General features: G+C 57.4%; 14 protein-coding genes. 5 read left to right on the top strand and 9 right to left on the bottom strand.

Going from position 1 to position 15,794, the window contains the following annotated elements; all coding sequences use genetic code 11:
- Nucleotides 1–55: 55 nt before the first annotated feature.
- Entirely contained in the window at nucleotides 56–868 is an 813-nt protein-coding gene (locus tag E3Z29_RS17120; protein ID WP_134786415.1) for a phytanoyl-CoA dioxygenase family protein, read from the bottom strand.
- Nucleotides 869–977: 109 nt separating this feature from the next.
- Between E3Z29_RS17120 and E3Z29_RS17125 the strand changes: the two genes are divergently transcribed.
- Nucleotides 978–1,892 (top strand): LysR family transcriptional regulator, encoded by a 915-nt coding sequence (locus tag E3Z29_RS17125; RefSeq protein WP_134786416.1) that lies wholly within the window; start codon nucleotides 978–980, stop codon nucleotides 1,890–1,892.
- A gap of 191 nt (nucleotides 1,893–2,083) precedes the next feature.
- On the opposite strand, the gene E3Z29_RS17130 is transcribed toward E3Z29_RS17125, so the two are convergent.
- The gene (locus E3Z29_RS17130; RefSeq protein ID WP_134786417.1) at nucleotides 2,084–2,602 is read right to left on the bottom strand and encodes a nuclear transport factor 2 family protein; all 519 of its coding nucleotides are present in this window, start codon (nucleotides 2,600–2,602) and stop codon (nucleotides 2,084–2,086) included.
- A gap of 42 nt (nucleotides 2,603–2,644) precedes the next feature.
- Nucleotides 2,645–3,718, bottom strand: a complete 1,074-nt coding sequence (locus E3Z29_RS17135) for an aldo/keto reductase (protein WP_134786418.1) — start codon at nucleotides 3,716–3,718, stop codon at nucleotides 2,645–2,647.
- A gap of 143 nt (nucleotides 3,719–3,861) precedes the next feature.
- Here E3Z29_RS17135 and E3Z29_RS17140 point away from each other — a divergent pair, with 143 nt between their 5' ends.
- Nucleotides 3,862–4,752 (top strand): AraC family transcriptional regulator, encoded by an 891-nt coding sequence (locus E3Z29_RS17140; protein WP_134786419.1) that lies wholly within the window; start codon nucleotides 3,862–3,864, stop codon nucleotides 4,750–4,752.
- A gap of 518 nt (nucleotides 4,753–5,270) precedes the next feature.
- Entirely contained in the window at nucleotides 5,271–6,581 is a 1,311-nt protein-coding gene (locus tag E3Z29_RS17145) for a glycosyltransferase family 39 protein (RefSeq protein ID WP_134787584.1), read from the top strand.
- A gap of 188 nt (nucleotides 6,582–6,769) precedes the next feature.
- On the opposite strand, the gene E3Z29_RS17150 is transcribed toward E3Z29_RS17145, so the two are convergent.
- On the bottom strand, nucleotides 6,770–7,417 hold the full coding sequence (locus E3Z29_RS17150) for a hydrolase (RefSeq protein WP_134786420.1): 648 nt from the start codon (nucleotides 7,415–7,417) through the stop codon (nucleotides 6,770–6,772).
- Between the two features lie 179 nt (nucleotides 7,418–7,596).
- Here E3Z29_RS17150 and E3Z29_RS17155 point away from each other — a divergent pair, with 179 nt between their 5' ends.
- Together E3Z29_RS17155 and E3Z29_RS17160 are read left to right on the top strand one after the other, a co-directional pair.
- Nucleotides 7,597–8,514, top strand: a complete 918-nt coding sequence (locus tag E3Z29_RS17155; protein WP_134786421.1) for a LysR family transcriptional regulator — start codon at nucleotides 7,597–7,599, stop codon at nucleotides 8,512–8,514.
- A 220-nt stretch (nucleotides 8,515–8,734) separates the two neighbouring features.
- Nucleotides 8,735–8,953 (top strand): hypothetical protein, encoded by a 219-nt coding sequence (locus E3Z29_RS17160; RefSeq protein WP_134786422.1) that lies wholly within the window; start codon nucleotides 8,735–8,737, stop codon nucleotides 8,951–8,953.
- Between the two features lie 310 nt (nucleotides 8,954–9,263).
- Here E3Z29_RS17160 and E3Z29_RS17165 read toward each other — a convergent pair whose 3' ends face one another.
- The 5 genes from E3Z29_RS17165 to E3Z29_RS17185 form a co-directional block, all read right to left on the bottom strand.
- Nucleotides 9,264–10,511, bottom strand: a complete 1,248-nt coding sequence (locus E3Z29_RS17165; protein WP_134786423.1) for an MFS transporter — start codon at nucleotides 10,509–10,511, stop codon at nucleotides 9,264–9,266.
- Nucleotides 10,512–11,279: 768 nt separating this feature from the next.
- Nucleotides 11,280–12,626: a glutamine synthetase family protein gene (locus E3Z29_RS17170; RefSeq protein ID WP_134786424.1), complete on the bottom strand. Its 1,347-nt coding sequence runs from the start codon at nucleotides 12,624–12,626 to the stop codon at nucleotides 11,280–11,282.
- A gap of 21 nt (nucleotides 12,627–12,647) precedes the next feature.
- Nucleotides 12,648–13,205 carry a helix-turn-helix domain-containing protein gene (locus E3Z29_RS17175; RefSeq protein ID WP_134786425.1) on the bottom strand — a complete coding sequence of 186 codons (558 nt, stop codon included), beginning with the start codon at nucleotides 13,203–13,205 and terminating at the stop codon, nucleotides 12,648–12,650.
- A gap of 13 nt (nucleotides 13,206–13,218) precedes the next feature.
- Nucleotides 13,219–14,508 carry an FAD-binding oxidoreductase gene (locus E3Z29_RS17180; protein WP_134786426.1) on the bottom strand — a complete coding sequence of 430 codons (1,290 nt, stop codon included), beginning with the start codon at nucleotides 14,506–14,508 and terminating at the stop codon, nucleotides 13,219–13,221.
- Nucleotides 14,509–14,601: 93 nt separating this feature from the next.
- On the bottom strand, nucleotides 14,602–15,786 hold the full coding sequence (locus E3Z29_RS17185) for a DUF2252 family protein (protein WP_098964055.1): 1,185 nt from the start codon (nucleotides 15,784–15,786) through the stop codon (nucleotides 14,602–14,604).
- Nucleotides 15,787–15,794 lie beyond the last annotated feature (8 nt).

A 15,794-nucleotide genomic window follows, 5' to 3' on the forward strand; every position in this document is an offset into this window, starting at 1 on the left:
ACGGCGGTACAGGTGCTCATCACGACGTGACGGGCACCTGTCAGCAATTCACAACTCAGGCTTGCCGATGAATCGTCGGAAACCAGTCTTCGCGCAGTCGTTGACCGGTTTGCATCGCATGCCCCGGATACGGCGGCGAAGTCCGCCCCGGCCGCTCGAAGTAGCGCATGTCATCGCCGAGCCAGCGCAGCGATAGCACCCGGCGACGCTGCGCCGACGCGTTGCCTCGGGCGCCATGCACGGTGCGAAAATCGAACAGCACCGCATCGCCCGGCTGCATCTCCCACTCCAGCACTTGCATGCCCTCCTCCGAATCCGGATCCGGCGCTTCACGATAGCCATCGGCATCGCGGTAGAAGTCACTCTGATCAGCCCAGTGCACCGGTTTGATGCCTTTCTCCCAACGATGCGACCCGGCCAGCAGGCGCAACGTCGACTCGCGAACCGGGTCGACCGGAATCCAGAAACTCACGCTCTGGCTGCCTTCAACGAAGTAATAGGGAATGTCCTGATGCCAAGGCGTGGCTTTCTGCGCGCCTGGCTCCTTGACCAGCACATGATCATGGAAGAACTGTGCCGAGTTTGAACGCATGATCGCAGCGGCGACCGATGCGGCCGGGGACTGTTCGACCATGTGGCGAAATTCCGGGATCCGTTGCCAGTTGCAGTAGTCGTCGAAAAATCCGCCCGGCTGGTCATCTTTTTCAACGTAGCGGCTCGCATACACGCCCGGTTCAGCGAGGTTGCGCTCGATGCCGGCGGCAATCGTGTCGATCCACCCGGAGAACACTCCGCGCAGGCAAACCGCACCATCGCGCTGGAAGGCTTCGATGTCTTTTTCATTAACGGTGTAAGCGCTGGCTGTCATGACCTGAAACTCCCTCACGCAAGAAATAAAAGTAGGCGCAGGGCAAATATTCCATGACACTCAGCCAAGAGAAAATAATATGTCTTGATCTGTCACCGAAGAAAATCTTATGAAGTTCAGCCTGCGACAACTGCGTTACGCACTCGCTGCGGCCAAGCACGGCAACCTGACACTGGCGGCCGAGGAACTGCATGTTTCACAGCCCTCGATCTCCACCGCGATTACCGAACTGGAACAGCTTTTCGGCCAGCCGTTGTTCGTTCGTCAACGAGGCCTTGGGGTCTCGCTGACGCCGTTCGGGCGCACGCTGATGACTCAGGCCAAGCGCGTGTTGAGCGAGGCTCGGGCATTCGCCGACATCGGTGCTGACAGCACGGATTTTTCCGGAGAACTGGTGCTCGGCTGCTACGCGGATCTGGCGCCGTACTGCCTGCCCCAGATCCTGCGACGCTTGCAGCAGGAACACCCGCAGGTCACGGTGGACATGCGCGAAGGCGAGTTCGAGTATCTCGGCAAGCGTCTGGCCGAGGGCACGCTGGAGTTGGCGTTGACCTACGATCTGGGCTTGCCGGCCAACACCACATGCGTCGAGCTCTGTCAGCTGCGCGCACACGCCCTGCTGCCGGCCGATCATCCGCTGGCCAGTGCGGCCGAGGTCTGCCTGCAAGCACTAAGCGAATGCCCTCTGGTGGTGACGGATCAGATCCACAGCTGGCAGCACGTGCTGGACTTGTTCAACTTCCATGGCTATGCCCCGGCCAGCGTTCAGCACACCCACAGTTTCGAGTTTCAGCGCAGTCTGGTGGCCAACGGATTTGGCGTGGCGTTGACCTATACCCGGCCCTTCGGCGATCACAGTTACGACGGCCAGCCACTGGTCTGCCGCCCCATTCGCGAGCCATTGCCGGTGCAACGCATCGTGCTCGCCCACGACCAGCGTTATCCACTGACACCGCCGGCCGAGGCGTTCAAACAACAGGCGCTCACGTGGTTCAAGGAGCGGCAGCCGTTTGCCACAAGCTGAGATTTGCCATGCCTCAAGCGGCAGTCGGAGCCCGTAAAGTCTCAGATGGCCCACCTTGGCGCTGAAACAATTTCGACTCGATCCAGCGCTTGAACGCGCTGGAAAACTTCTCAAATCCTTCCTCGATGATGTCGACCAGAGCCCCCCCACAGCCGAACAGATTAACGACCTGCTCACCATGGCGCCTGGCTTTACTCTGACGGGGGAATTCGACGTAACACATCGCCATAAGCAGACAGATCGAGGAACGCCGTCACCTCTGTCGCACGCCCTTGCTCCATGCGGAAGATCCAGACGTAGCTGTTGGTATAGGGCTTTGCGTCGTGAGCGACGGCTTCGCCTTTCCAGTGGATGATGACGTAATCACCATCGGCCCAAAGCTGCCTTGACACTGGCCGGATGGGCGTCTTGAGGCGGACGGTCAGGGGGCGAACGGCTCGCTCCATCAAGTCGTTGCGGCCACGGTAAGTGCCGGAGTGAGGTCCTGATCCCTCAATGGTCCACACGACGTTGGGGGCCACAACATCGTTGAAGAAGTCAGCCCCACCAGCCGCCCAACGGTCGAACGCCGCGGCAACAAAGGCCTTGTTGCTTGCGACCACCGCCCCCTGTCCTTGCTCGAGATTGGCCGAGGCGCAAGTCGCAAAACAGGCAAGCAAAGCACAGAACACAAGCTTGTAGGTGAGATTGGCGAAACGGATTCTGGCCATGGTATTTGCTCCTGCTATCGATAGTGTTCCTGCTTGCGGCACTTAGCCCGCTCGTCCCTGCAGCTTGATGCCGCCAAATACCAATTGCTGAACCATCGGCTTGGCCACAAACCGGCCTGGAAAAATCAGCTCCGGCGCGCTTGCCTGATCCAGGCGGGCGATATGCGATTGATCCAGCTCGATGCTCAGTGCTTTCAAGTTGTCCTCGGCTTGCGCCAATGTTCGCGCGCCGATAATGGGCGCCACCACGGCCGGGTTTTGCAATGTCCACGCAAGCGCTACCTGGGACGGCTTCGCGCCGATCTCCCCAGCGATATCAACCACCACACTGGCGATTTGCAACGAACGCTCGGTCAAGTGGCCCGATGAACTGATCACGCCCTTGCGATTTGCCGCTATGCCGGCTTCGTTACTGTTGCTCAGGTCGTCACGCCCGTATTTGCCGGTCAGAACACCGCCGCCCAGCGGAGACCACGGCATTACGCCCAGTCCCATTTCTCGCGCCATTGGTAGCAGCTCGTGCTCCACCGTGCGCTCCACCAGGCTGTATTCGATTTGCAGTGCCACGAGGGGCGACCAACCGCGCAGCTCGGCAAGCGTTTGCATTTGCGCCACCTTCCACGCGGGCGTGTTACAGATGCCCAGATACACCACCTTGCCGCTGCGCACGAGGTCATCCAGGCCGCGCATCACTTCTTCCGCACCCGTGGTGAAGTCCCATGCATGCAGGTACAACAGGTCAATGCGATCAGTGTCCAGTTGACGAAGGCTGGTTTCCACCGAACGCATCAGGTTCAGGCGCTGATTGCCGCCTGAGTTGGGATCACCGGGATTACGGGCCATGGTGTACTTGGTTGAAATAACCAGGCGCTCGCGCCGGCCCTTCATCAATTGGCCAAGAATGCGCTCGGAAGCCCCGTTCGTGTAATTGACCGCGGTGTCGATAAAGTTTCCACCCGCCTCGACATAGGCGTCGAAAATTTGCCGGGCGCCGGCGGCGTCCGTCCCCCACCCCCAGTCAGATCCGAAGGTCATCGTGCCCAATGCGAGCGGGGAAACACGAATGCCGGAGCGGCCGAGCAGACGGTAGTGATCGAGTGCTGAACGAGTAGACATAGGAACTCCTTACGAAACACAGGTTTTTCTGTAGGGAGATTTTGCGTGGAGATCGCGACTTGCACGTATCAGTATCGTCCAGCATCCTTGCATCATCCTCCGAACCATTTTGCGTTCCGTAGTAGAACGTTTTGGGAAACGCCATGAATCCGCGGCACAAGCTGATCGACCTCATCAGCCGTCATGCACCGTCAAATGGTTTTCACCTGACACCACTGGCAGGCGTTACTCTGGTGCGTTCTGATACCCCGACAGTGCCCATGCCCGTGGTTTATGAGCCGACGCTCTGCTACATCGTGCAAGGCCGCAAGCAAGTGTTGGTGGGCAGCACGACCTACGTTTACGACGCGGCCAACTACTTGGTGGCCTCGGTGGATATTCCGGTGATGGGTTCGGTTATCGAAGCCAGCGAGGCAGAACCCTATTTATGCCTGGTGCTCGATCTGGACATGACGGTGCTAAGCGAACTGGCCTTGCGCAATCCTCCGACCAGCCACGAGAAGGCCGTGGTGTCGACCGGCATCGAACTCAATGGCAGCACGCCGGAGCTACTCGACGCGGTGACCAGGCTGGCTGGCTTACTGGACACGCCGCAAGACGCAGCCGAACTGGCTCCGCTGGTGGTACGTGAGGTGCTCTATCGCCTGCTCACCCTCCGTGGCAATGGCATGCTGTGGCAAATGGCCAAGGCCGACAGCCGCCTCGGCCAGATCGCCAAAGCGATTACTTGGCTTCGTGCCCATTATCAGGAACCGTTGCGCATTGACGATATTGCCGACATCGCAGGCATGAGCCGCTCCACCTTTCATGCTCATTTCAAAGCGGTGACGTCGATGAGTCCGATCGAATTTCGCTGTCTGCTTCGGCTGCAGGAAGCCCGGCGCCTGATGGTGGCCGAAGCACTGGATGCGGCGAGTGCCGGTTACCGCGTGGGCTACGAGAGTCCGTCCCAATTCAGCCGTGACTACGCGCGAATGTTTGGCCTGCCTCCTGCCCGAGATGCCGGGCGCTTGCGCAGCGGAGCCATGGACTAGCTAATTTGCCAGGCGCAAAAGTGCTTTCACCCTGGACGCGGTAGTCTGGGTGGAATAGTTATGTTCCCGAACAATCAAAAAGTGAGCTTCGACCCCATTGCCTACTGACTGGCACAGATGGAGTCCGCTGTTACTTTCAAGATTAAACAGGGATCAACTCACATCAAACCTTTTCTACCTACCGCCAATATTGCCGAGCACGAAATACGTAGAAAGCCCGGCTCGACGCGCCTCGTTAATAATGTTTTTTGTCGACTTTGATTAGTCTTGTTCAGGGAGTGTTTAGGCACGTCATGCTTGAATAGTCCATGCCGTGGGCTAGGCTCAAATTCAATTTTCCGAAATACACAACTTCACTTACGGCTTACCGGGCTTTCAGGACTGCGGTAAAAAAGAACATCTTCACTAAAGGGTTACCGATGGATCGATATGAGGCCCCGCTTGTTGTAGAGCGCACTTGGCGGGCAGTGTTGTTGAAAGGACTGATTACAAGAAATCCATGCCTGAGCATTTTTTTCATGACGCTGGCCGTGTTCATGGCGTTGCAGTACAAACCCGCTGTCCTCAACTACACAACACGTTTTGTCGACTTTGCCGAGTACATGTTGCTGCACGGCATCACACTGTTCCCGATTGCCGACGACATCAAGCCTTATCCCGACTATACGGTTCTCAATACCCTGTTGGTCTATCTGGTTTCCTTGCCGTTCGGCCGGGTGTCCATTCTTTCCATGGGTCTTCCGTCCTGCGTGGCCGCTTCGCTGATGCTGGTATTCATTTATCGGCTGGGCGCGTTGCACAGCAAGAAATGGGGCGCGTATGGCGTTCTTTTCAGCCTGCTCACCTGGGCTTTTCTTGACGGCGTCAACTCACTGGCACTGGATATCTATCCGGCGCTGTTAACGGTGATGTGCTTCTACTTTGCCTATTCGGCCGAAATGAAAAAGGCCCCACAGCGCCTGGTGTTTCTGTACCTCGGCCTGGCGCTGGGTTTCGCCTTTCGTGGGCCAATTGGCTTGATCGGGCCCGCGAGTGTCATTGGCGCTTATTACTTGCTGAGTCGGCAGTGGCGCATGTTGCTGCTGTATTCATTGCTCTCGGGCGTGATTCTGACTCTTGGCGTTGCGCTGCTGGCATGGGCGGCCTACTTGCAAGGCGGGCAAGCGTTCCTTGAGGAAGTGCTGAACATGCAGGGCATCGGACGCTTCGGTTCCGACCACGCGCCACGCTATTACTTCTACTTCTCCGCAGGCTTGTTGACCTACGGCATCACGGTGTTTTACGCCATTAATGTAATTCTCAAGAAGTACAAACTGTTCTTCCGCTCGACCCGCGATAAAGACATCGACCTGCTGCTGTATCTGACCGGGTGGCTGTTGGTGCTGCTGGTGCTGTTCACTATTCCCAGCTCGAAGAAAGCGCGCTACATCCTCGCAATCACCCCGGCCATTTCGCTGCTGGCCGCCTACCTTTTCGTCAGCAAGGAAGCCGCCTTGGTCCGCGCCAAAAACAGCCTGATGAATTTCTGCCTGAAGTTGCCTCTGCTTGGGTTGGGGATGCTGGTGGCGGTGCTGGTCTACAACAACTTCGCCGATGTTCCGTTACAGCCCAACTACCTGGGCGTAGTCTTGGGATTGTCTGCGCTGCTGAGCTTCTACCATGGCAAACACCAGTACTTCGCCGAGCATCCCTATCGCGAGTTCATGACGCTGTCGTTTGGCGTAGCGGCATTTCTGATACTGGATATGTTTTTCTTCAACCCGATCACCTACCACCTGGAACTCATGATCGAACCCACACCGAAGTTTCTGCCGTATTGGTTTTGGTGAAGCCTCTTCCTGAGACATGAGTTAGCGACACGACTGTCCAGTATCCACATGTTGATATCTGACAGGGTCATGACGCATTCAGGGTACTGAATCGGCGGCGGGGCCGGCACAAAAGCAGTCGTTTGCAGCAGTAAAAAATAAGGTGGCGCCCGCTTTCGCGAGCGACACCTTCATTCATTGCCCGCTAATCAGGCCTTCTTGTCCGCCTCTTCCAGCGCTTTTTCAGCGTTGAACCCGTCGAAGTTCTCGAATACGCCCAGAAAGCCCGGCACGGTCACTTCTCTCGCCCAGTCGCGCTGTAGTTCGCAGTACATTTGCACCCGGCTGATGAGCTTCGCGCCCGCCTGTTCCATTCTGCGCAACGCCGCCTCGTGCGCGGCGAGCGATGTGCCGCCGACCGCATCGACTGGCACATAAACGTCATAACCTTCCTGGATCGCGTCGAGCACCGGGAATGTCAGGCACGCTTCGGTCCAGAGTGCAGTCATGATGAGCTTCTTGCGCCCGAGCGCCTTGACTGCCTGCTTGAATTGCGTGTCCTCCCAACTGTTGATCGATGTGCGGTCATAGGTCGGCAGATGACCGAGCACCTGTTGCAGCTCCTGGATCGGCGGCTTGTTGCGGCCGGTCGCGACATTGACTGTCGAGTGGATGATCGGAAGGTTGTAGTTGACCGCCGCCTTCGCGACGCTGGTTATGTTGAAGACGAGTTCATCACGCGGCATCGAGCGGATCGAAGAAACCTGAACAGGCTGATAATCGATGATGATCAACGCCGAGTTTTCCGGGGTCAGTAGCTGATCGGTATGGGGGTTGCGGAGAGTCTCGCTTGCCATTGGCAAATCCTTTTCATGGGTGACGCACGTTTGTGAATCAGGCCGGAGCCTGTGCGGGTGATGGGTTCCGAGACACGTGCGAATGACGCCATGCCCGGCAAATCCATTGTGCTGTTCCCATGTTTGACGCAGTAGTAGCATTGCGCGACGTGCTGTGTCGCGAAAAGAGGAACGCAAGAGTGGACATCGAAGAACTGCAGACCTTCGTGGAAGTGGCTGATGCCGGGGGCATTTCGCAGGCTGCCCTGCGTCTTGGCGTGTCGAAATCGATCGTCAGCCGCCGCCTGGCTCGGCTTGAAACCGAATTGGGTGTGCAATTGCTGGCACGCTCCACGCGCGGGGCGGCGCTTACCGAGGCCGGTGCGACGTTCCGGGACTACGCCGCCAGGGTTTGCACCGAGATCGACATCGCCAAGGAAACGATCCTGCCCGCCGGCGCCCTCCGCGGCCGCTTGCGCGTGGCCGTGCCGCTGTCGTTCGGCCAGAGTCACTTCGCCCCGATGCTGGCAGAAATGGCGCGTCGGCATCCGCAGCTGCACGTCCAGACCTGTTACAGCGATCGCTTCGTTGACCTCATTGCCGAGGGCTACGATTGCGCCATCCGGGTGGGCTATATGCAGGACTCCAATCTGATCGCTAGACGGATTGGCCCTATCTACACCAAGCTCGTCGCCAGCCCCGCCTACATCAACGCGCATGGAGAACCCCAGACGCCGGATGAACTGATTGCCCATCAGGCGCTCATGCAGGGCACCGAAGCCTGGCAATTCATGGATGGCGACAAAGTCATCACGGTTCGTCCGCAAGGCCGCTTCAAGGCCGACAACGGCATCGCCCTGGTCGCCGCCGCGACCGCAGGCCTGGGTGTCGCCTACCTGCCCGACTGCCTCACCCATGAACACGTGGCATCCGGCGCATTGGTGCCGATCATGACAAACCATCCTCCCCCTCCGGCCGGTGCCTACATCATCCGCCCGCCGGGTCCGCACCCTGCGCGCAAAATTCGTGTGCTCACTGAACTGCTGATCGAGTTCTTCGGCGAAACGCCACACCTGGCGGTGCAGCCGCTGTCACATCAGGATGATGCGCTGGTGTGAGGTTGGGCTAAGCGAGAGCGACAGACTTCCTCTTTATCCGCCGTTCGCGCAGGGCCGCTATGGGAAAGCGGTCACTCGCGAGTGTCGCCTTCTGACCGGAAGTTGCCCGATAAAAACTCCAAAGCCAGCTCGGATGATTAAAAATCGCCCCAAACACGCATTGCCGCATCTGTCCGGCGTCAGTAGGATTCGGTCATCGCTGACATAGATGGATGTGTATATGGAAAGCATGCCGAGACTGGAAATTGAGCGCGTTGCGTATCAAGAGTTTTTAACTCTTTGGGAACGCGGTGTATTCGATAATCAGCGCTTAGGCCAAGCGTTCTATAACCATTTTCGGCTTCATCGTCTGAGCGACCAAACGCGCCTGTTCGGTCTCTATGAAACTGACGGAGACAAGGCCATAACCGCGATCTCCCGCCTGTTCCAAATCAGATAACTTCGACCCCGCGTTTCGCGAGAGCAGGGTCAGCCTTGAAGACCGAGAGGAGATCTAGCGTTTTTACACACTCTGGGCCAGAAGCGGACGTATTGGCATTTGTGTAGTATCTGCCTCTCTTCCAACCTATATGAGGTGCCCGACGTCTACTCGACACCCCCATCCCCTACAAGAGCTGTCCTAGACCTGCAATACGCCCTTTACTCGATGGAGCGCCCATCACGGTAAGGTCATGTTTGTATGACGTACACGAGCAACCACAATCCCTTGATATTTTACAATAAACCCTTCCATTTACCTGAAGCCTATGTCATGTAGCCATAACTGCCGCGAGCTTCGGATGTTTATTTTGATAATACAGCTCCACCTCAGCATCATTCTCTAGGAATTGCCATACCTCTTTTGAACGCATGGAGTATAAAACGATAACTGCAAACACTCCCAGATACAGCCATACCAGACTCGCCGTGCTGAATTTTGACATGATAGCGCCAGTCATCACGAATGAAACCGAGCTTCCCAACTGACTAATAACCAACGTGGACGCCACCAATCTTACGCGTGCACCCGAAGGTATAGACACAACTCTTTTATCCATCCCGATCAAGGTAATACAAGCACTGGCCGCCCCCGCGAAAAATAGCCAAGGAACCAATAGCCAAACTTCATCGCTTTGCGTCGTCGCGCAAAGTGAAAAAGTCAGTAACGACCAACATCCAAGATACTTTTTGCGCTGATTTTGTCTTTTAGCAATAATTGGGCTCAAAATTAACAAGCCTGCAATAGCTCCACTCGCGAAGACAGCATTCAACAGGCCTGCACTGCCTTCCGCAAGATTGCGAGTATGTATAAGTGTTGGAACCAGCATCGGCACGATCGCCGTGACGGTCAAACCAAGTAGCAGCCCAGAACAGGTCAAAAATTGTTCTGGCGGAAGAATGCATTTAAGTTTAAGCCCAAGAAATATGTCATTAATACGATGTGATGTTGATCTCGGCTTTGTGGGGGCTTCACTTATCGGTAGAGCCATTGCTATTACTACGGCTACTAGTCCCAGTATTGAAGAAAAAAGTAGCGAGATGTCCAATGAATACACCGCAATTACAATGCCCGCTAACAAAGGCCCCGCAACCCTACCCACGGTAACAACAATACGCCGAATGCGAAATGCAGCACTCGTTTGATGTTTATCAACAGTTTCAGCAGGGTAGATGCCAAAAAGAGGCTGGACCACTCCAAATGCTGCTACGGCGATAACGTCGATGAGAATCAGGGCGTCAAGCGAATACCAGTTAGAAGCAAATAAGTACCGCAATGCACTGGCAAACAAGATTACAATACAACCTGCCTTAAGAGCAGTACTACGGCGCATCGACTCAACGCGTGGCGCAAAGCACAACATTGAAATTATCGCTGCGAATGCGAGTGCTGTTTCGTAGACAGCCAGTTCAAACAGGCTGCCCCGCTGTACAATAATCAGAGGCAGCGTTGTGTTCCAACATCCGAGGTAGATCCAGAGCAATAACTCCAGGCATAGATACGTTCGAAATGTACTCAATTCATAATTTCCTTCTTCGTATGAACGCCGCTATAGCTCCCTGCCATGGCGACCCCTTCACACGAATCAGCCTGCTACAAAATGATTGACTTTAAAGCTTTCTGCGCTCACACCAAACTTAGAAAAGAGGTGGCCGTGCATTTTATTCTTGTATATATCTCGATTCTTTTCGAAATACTCTCGATCATACCATCTTACGCCGAAAAACATGGTCAACCCCCTTAGCACAGTCGCAAGCTGCCAATCGTAGAAACGGCCTCAACCGGTCGAGCGCCCAATCGCTCATACTGGTCAATACGAAGTAGCAACCCTTAAACACGAACCGTAGCAGAGTGTGTTTCACATTCCAGTTGAGCGCCCTGATAATTAATGTTCAACCGAACTGCGCTGTCAAACTATTTTTTATGCACCATTTTGGCAAATAAACCACGACCAACGGAGCCTTTAATTGTGGAGATGCGGCTGCAACAGCATCAAAAAGGAGCGCATATGAATTATTTGGTGCACCTCCATAAAGCAAAAGAAGTGTGAAGAAATAATAGTTAGAGACTGACAACCATCCTTTGAATGACCCCTTCTGGCCGATAGCTGCCAGCCAAAGTCAACTATTTCCAACTCAGCGCGGACACCGCATGGGATGGCGTTGGATTTTCTCCAGACGTCATTCAAGCCGTTATTTCGCCATCCTCACGCCCGGTGTTCAAAATACCTCGTGGATCGCTCATCGCGGCCCCTGCACCCGATTCACGTGGTGTGCTGAACCAGTGATCACAAATACCAGCGATACTCCCGCGCGCTGATCTCCTGCATGAATGCCAGGTGATCCTGACGTTTGTTCTCGCAATACACGTCGACAAACTCGGCGCCCAGTCCCGCACGCAGTTGTGGCTGATGCTGCAAGGCGCGCACCGCGTCGAGGATTTCCGTGGGGAAAGCGATGCCGCTGTTGCGGTCATCGTTGAGCGGCGGAATCGGCTCCTTACCGGTTTCCAGGCCATGTTCCAGACCCACCAGAATCGCCGCCAGCACCAGATACGGGTTGGCGTCGGCGCCGGCCAGTCGGTATTCGATGCGCAGGTTTTTCGTGTCCGATTCGGGAATGCGCAGGCAGGCGTCACGATCCTCGTAACCCCAGCTCGCCTGGGTCGCGGTGTTCACCGTGCCGCTCAGGCGGCGCATGGCGTTCTGGTTTGGAGCGAAGATCGGCATGCTGTGCGGCAGCAGATCCAGGCAGCCGGCCACCGCATGGCGCAGCGCTTGCTGGTGATTGGCGGCCAGCAGGTTATTGCCAGCGGCGTCATACAGGCTGACATGCACGTGCATGCCGCTGCCCGGATGCTCCACGTACGGCTTGGCCATGAAACTGGCGCGGTAGCCGTGCTTGAGCGCCACCCCGCGGGTGCTACGACAGAACAGCGCCGCCCAGTCCGCAGCGCACAAACCGTCGTCCAGATGGCCGAAATTGATTTCGAACTGCCCCGGCCCCAGCTCGGCGGTGATCACCGTGGCGTCGATACCCTGCGCCCGCGTTGCTTCAACCATTTCGTCGAGTACCGGGGCGAAACGTGACAGACGTTCGATGTGCATGTTCGGCTGATCATCGGCATCGTCGGTCAGTTCGTCCCGAGGGAATTGCGGGAGGCCGTCGCGCAGTTTTTTGTCGAACAGATAGAACTCCAGTTCGAAGGCCACCACCGGGTGAATGCCTTTGCCCGCCAATCGATCCAGTACCTTCGCCAGCACTTCGCGGGGTTCGAACTCGATCGGTTTGGCGGTGCCGTCGGAGGTAATCAGCATCTGCCCCAGCGGCTGCGCTTCCCAGGTCACGGGCTTGAGCGTGCCCGGCACCAAGCGGCGCACGGCGTCCGGGTCGCCGTCGTTGAAACAGTAATCACCAATCTTGAACAGACCGCCCTGCACGCCGAGCAGCACGCAGTTCTGCGGCAGCTTCAGCGCGCTGCCCGCCGCGACTTTTTCGAGCATGTCCACCGGATAGCGTTTGCCGTAAAAATGCCCCGGAATGTCCAGGGAAATCAGGTCGACATAACGCACCTCGGGGTAACGTTGGCGAAACGCGCGCACTTCGGCGAGCAGGTCAGAGCAGACAGCGTCCATCGTGTTCATCCTTTGTTGTTATCAGGTGTAGACCCAGAGCACGCGGGTGAGCTGCCCGGTGCGGTTGCCGTAGCGGCAATGGGTGTGACTGTCGAATTGAAAGCTGTCACCGGCCTTTAAGGTCACCGGCTCGTCGTCGTTGCCCAGCCACAAGGTCAGTTCGCCTTCAAGGACGTAGCCGCCCTGCTCCGAGCTGTCGCTCATGTGCCGGTCGCCGCTGCTCGCGCCCGGCTCCAGATGACTTTCGAGCATGGAGAACGAGGCACGCATCTGCGGCGACACCAGAATGTCGGTGATGCCGTTGGCGTAATACAGCGTGCGTCGTTCGTCCGGACGGGTGACCCACGGCACTTGTTTGGCTTTGGGCAGGCTGTAGAAATAGGTGGTCGGCACACCGAGGGTTTCGCTGATCGCGGTGAGGTCGGCCACGGTCGGGCGCGACAAGCCGCGTTCGACTTGCGAGAGAAAGCCCACCGAACGTCCGATCTTGTCGGCCAGCTCTTTGAGGGTGTATTTCTTGTGCTTGCGCAGGTCGTGGATCAGGATCGCCAGCGCAGCGATTTCTTCTTGCTTGTTCATGGTCAAAATCTCATCAAATGCTGTCGCGCAGCCGATACCAAGCCTTGCCGATAGCCTCCAGCGGTGCTGCGAAGTGCTTGCCGCCGGGGAAACGGCCATTGCTCAGGCCCTGGTACAACGCCAATTCATCCGCCTCGCCGAGAATCGCATCGGACACCGCACGGGCGGCGGCCAGCGTCGGCAACACGCCGTGCCCCGAATAACCCTGAAGCCAATAACGATTGCCCTCGCCGCCGACATCCGGCGTGCGGTTCATGGTCAGATCGATATGCCCGCCCCAAGCGAATTCCACCTCTACACCTTTAAGCTGCGGAAACACGCGTTCGAGAAACGGCCGAGTCGCCGCCGCAATGTCCTTGGGCATACCGCCCAGATAAGTGCAGCCACCGCCGAACAACAAGCGGTTGTCCGGCGTGCGACGGAAGTAATCGAGAACAAACTGGTTGTCGGTCACACAGACGTTGCTCGGCAGCAGCGCGGTGGCTTGCTCCGGTGTCAGCGGTGCGGTGGCGACTTGATAGGTGCCAACCGGCAGGATGCAGCTGGAGAGTTGCGGGTCGAGTTGATCGAGATAGGCGTTGCAGGCCAGCACCAGCACATCGGCCTTCACCGAACCGCGCTCGGTATTGACCCGGAAGCCATTGCCCTCCTGCTGATAACTCGACGCTTTGCTTTGCTCATGAATACGCCCGCCGGCACGCTCGATGGCGGCGGCCAGCCCCAGGGCAAGCTTCAACGGATTGAGGTGTGCGCCCTCGGCGTCAAAGAGGCCGGCCTGATAACGATCACTGGCGACCCATTGCGGCAAATCTTTGCGAGGGATGAACTGCAGACCGTCGTGGCCCCACTTGTGACTGGCTTCGTGTTGCCACTCAGTCAGCAGGCTGACTCGACGCGGCATCACCGACGTCCACAAATGGCCCGGGCGATAGTCGCAATCGAAACCATGCCGCCCGGGCAATTCACGCAGCTCCTGCGCGGCCCAACGCATGCCGTCCCACAGACGCCTGGCGCACTCATATCCAAGCGCAGCCTCCAGCGGCGGCATGTCGCACGACCAGCCCAAAATCGCCTGCCCGCCATTACGCCCGGACGCGGCCCACGCCACGCGACTGGCTTCGAGTACGGTGACGCGCTTGCCGGCCAGGGCCAGGCGCAACGCGGTGTGCAGCCCACTGAAACCGGCACCGATGATCACCACGTCGGTGTCGTGCGCACCTTCCAGCGCCGGCCGTGTGCTGAGAATATCGGCGCAACTGTGGGCGTAATAACTGGCGACATGCTGTTGGGATTGCTGAAACATTCGGCGCCTCATGAAATTTATTTCTTATAATTTCATGAAAATCTACAGAACAAATTTCATATCGGCAACCGACAACTGTTTCACCCACGCAGATCAATGCTCCAGCGCATAACGCCGGCAATGCTCCAAATAACCTTTCTCATGTTTGCCAACCAACTGCACAACACTGGTCCACAGCCACGACGGCGCATCCAGTGTCTTCGAGCGGCACGCTTGCAGTTCACGCATCCATGACGCCCGTGTGCTCATGTCCATCTGCCGGGCATGGGCCAGCCCCACGACGCGGGCCAGATAGCCGGCGGCGAGCATAGCGTCGGTCTGGCTCAATTGATCCAGTTCCAGTTTCATGTCTTGCGGCAGCAGTTCGCGGATGAAGAAGCCATGGTCGAGCACGCGGGTGGCGATCATCCGATTGCCCAGGCCCGGCGAGAGAAAACGCGCGCCTTCAACCACACGTTTGCCGTTATCGCGAGGCATCGCGGCGCGGGCCACCCGAGGTGCGGCGGCGGCAATCGCTTCCTTGATATCCAGCAGACAATATTCCTGATCGTCGCCCTCGCCCACACCGAGTAGCACCGCATAACGCTTGAGCCCCAGCGAACTGCAGCCTTTGACCCAATAAGCCGAGTCGAGCATTTTCACCCGGTCGTCCTTGTTGCGGCCCTTCAATGAGGTCACCAGCGTGTGCAGGTCTGGCGTGGCGCAAAGGGTCTTCAGCGCACTGCGTTCTTCCCGTGACAGCGACCAGAAATGCTTGCCCAGCGGAATAGTTGGTTTGGTGCTCTCGATGCGCTCCTGGGCCAGATGCTTCCAGGTGCGCTGCACCGCGCTGCGCATGCCGGCCTTGACTTGCGCGGGTCTTGGCGGCTCTTTGTCGACGTCGTCTTCGAATGCTTGTTCATAGCCGCGCATCATCTCTTCAAGCATGCGCGCGGTGGCGACGCCGGGCAGGTCCGAACCTCGGGCGGCGGTGGCCAAGGAAAGCGCCAGACGCACCAGATCATGCGCAGGGTTGCCGATAACGGTTTGGTCGAGGTCGCGGATGTGTATGTCGATGCGCCCTTTCAGGTCGCCGGTCGGTCCGAGATTGCCGGCGTGACAATCGCCGCAGATCCACACCGCCGGCCCCTTCGGTAAGTTGCGGCCCGGTTGGCTGTGCAGCCACTCATAAAACTGCACCGTACTGCCACGGACATAGGCGTGGGCGGAGCGAGCCATTTTCAGATTGCGCAGTTGCGACAGGGGTTCAAGACGTGCGGAGGGCCGTGGGGTTTTCATGGACGCTT

The organism is Pseudomonas sp. S150 (genome assembly GCF_004526365.1).
GTDB classification, from domain to species: Bacteria; Pseudomonadota; Gammaproteobacteria; order Pseudomonadales; family Pseudomonadaceae; genus Aquipseudomonas; species Aquipseudomonas putida_A.

Coding starts and splice junctions, on each gene's coding strand:
- E3Z29_RS17120 (WP_134786415.1), bottom strand. CDS start 868: ATGACAGCCAGCGCTTACACCGTTAATGAAAAAGACATCGAAGCCTTC.
- E3Z29_RS17125 (WP_134786416.1), top strand. CDS start 978: ATGAAGTTCAGCCTGCGACAACTGCGTTACGCACTCGCTGCGGCCAAG.
- E3Z29_RS17130 (WP_134786417.1), bottom strand. CDS start 2,602: ATGGCCAGAATCCGTTTCGCCAATCTCACCTACAAGCTTGTGTTCTGT.
- E3Z29_RS17135 (WP_134786418.1), bottom strand. CDS start 3,718: ATGTCTACTCGTTCAGCACTCGATCACTACCGTCTGCTCGGCCGCTCC.
- E3Z29_RS17140 (WP_134786419.1), top strand. CDS start 3,862: ATGAATCCGCGGCACAAGCTGATCGACCTCATCAGCCGTCATGCACCG.
- E3Z29_RS17145 (WP_134787584.1), top strand. CDS start 5,271: ATGACGCTGGCCGTGTTCATGGCGTTGCAGTACAAACCCGCTGTCCTC.
- E3Z29_RS17150 (WP_134786420.1), bottom strand. CDS start 7,417: ATGGCAAGCGAGACTCTCCGCAACCCCCATACCGATCAGCTACTGACC.
- E3Z29_RS17160 (WP_134786422.1), top strand. CDS start 8,735: ATGGAAAGCATGCCGAGACTGGAAATTGAGCGCGTTGCGTATCAAGAG.
- E3Z29_RS17170 (WP_134786424.1), bottom strand. CDS start 12,626: ATGGACGCTGTCTGCTCTGACCTGCTCGCCGAAGTGCGCGCGTTTCGC.
- E3Z29_RS17175 (WP_134786425.1), bottom strand. CDS start 13,205: ATGAACAAGCAAGAAGAAATCGCTGCGCTGGCGATCCTGATCCACGAC.
- E3Z29_RS17180 (WP_134786426.1), bottom strand. CDS start 14,508: ATGTTTCAGCAATCCCAACAGCATGTCGCCAGTTATTACGCCCACAGT.
- E3Z29_RS17185 (WP_098964055.1), bottom strand. CDS start 15,786: ATGAAAACCCCACGGCCCTCCGCACGTCTTGAACCCCTGTCGCAACTG.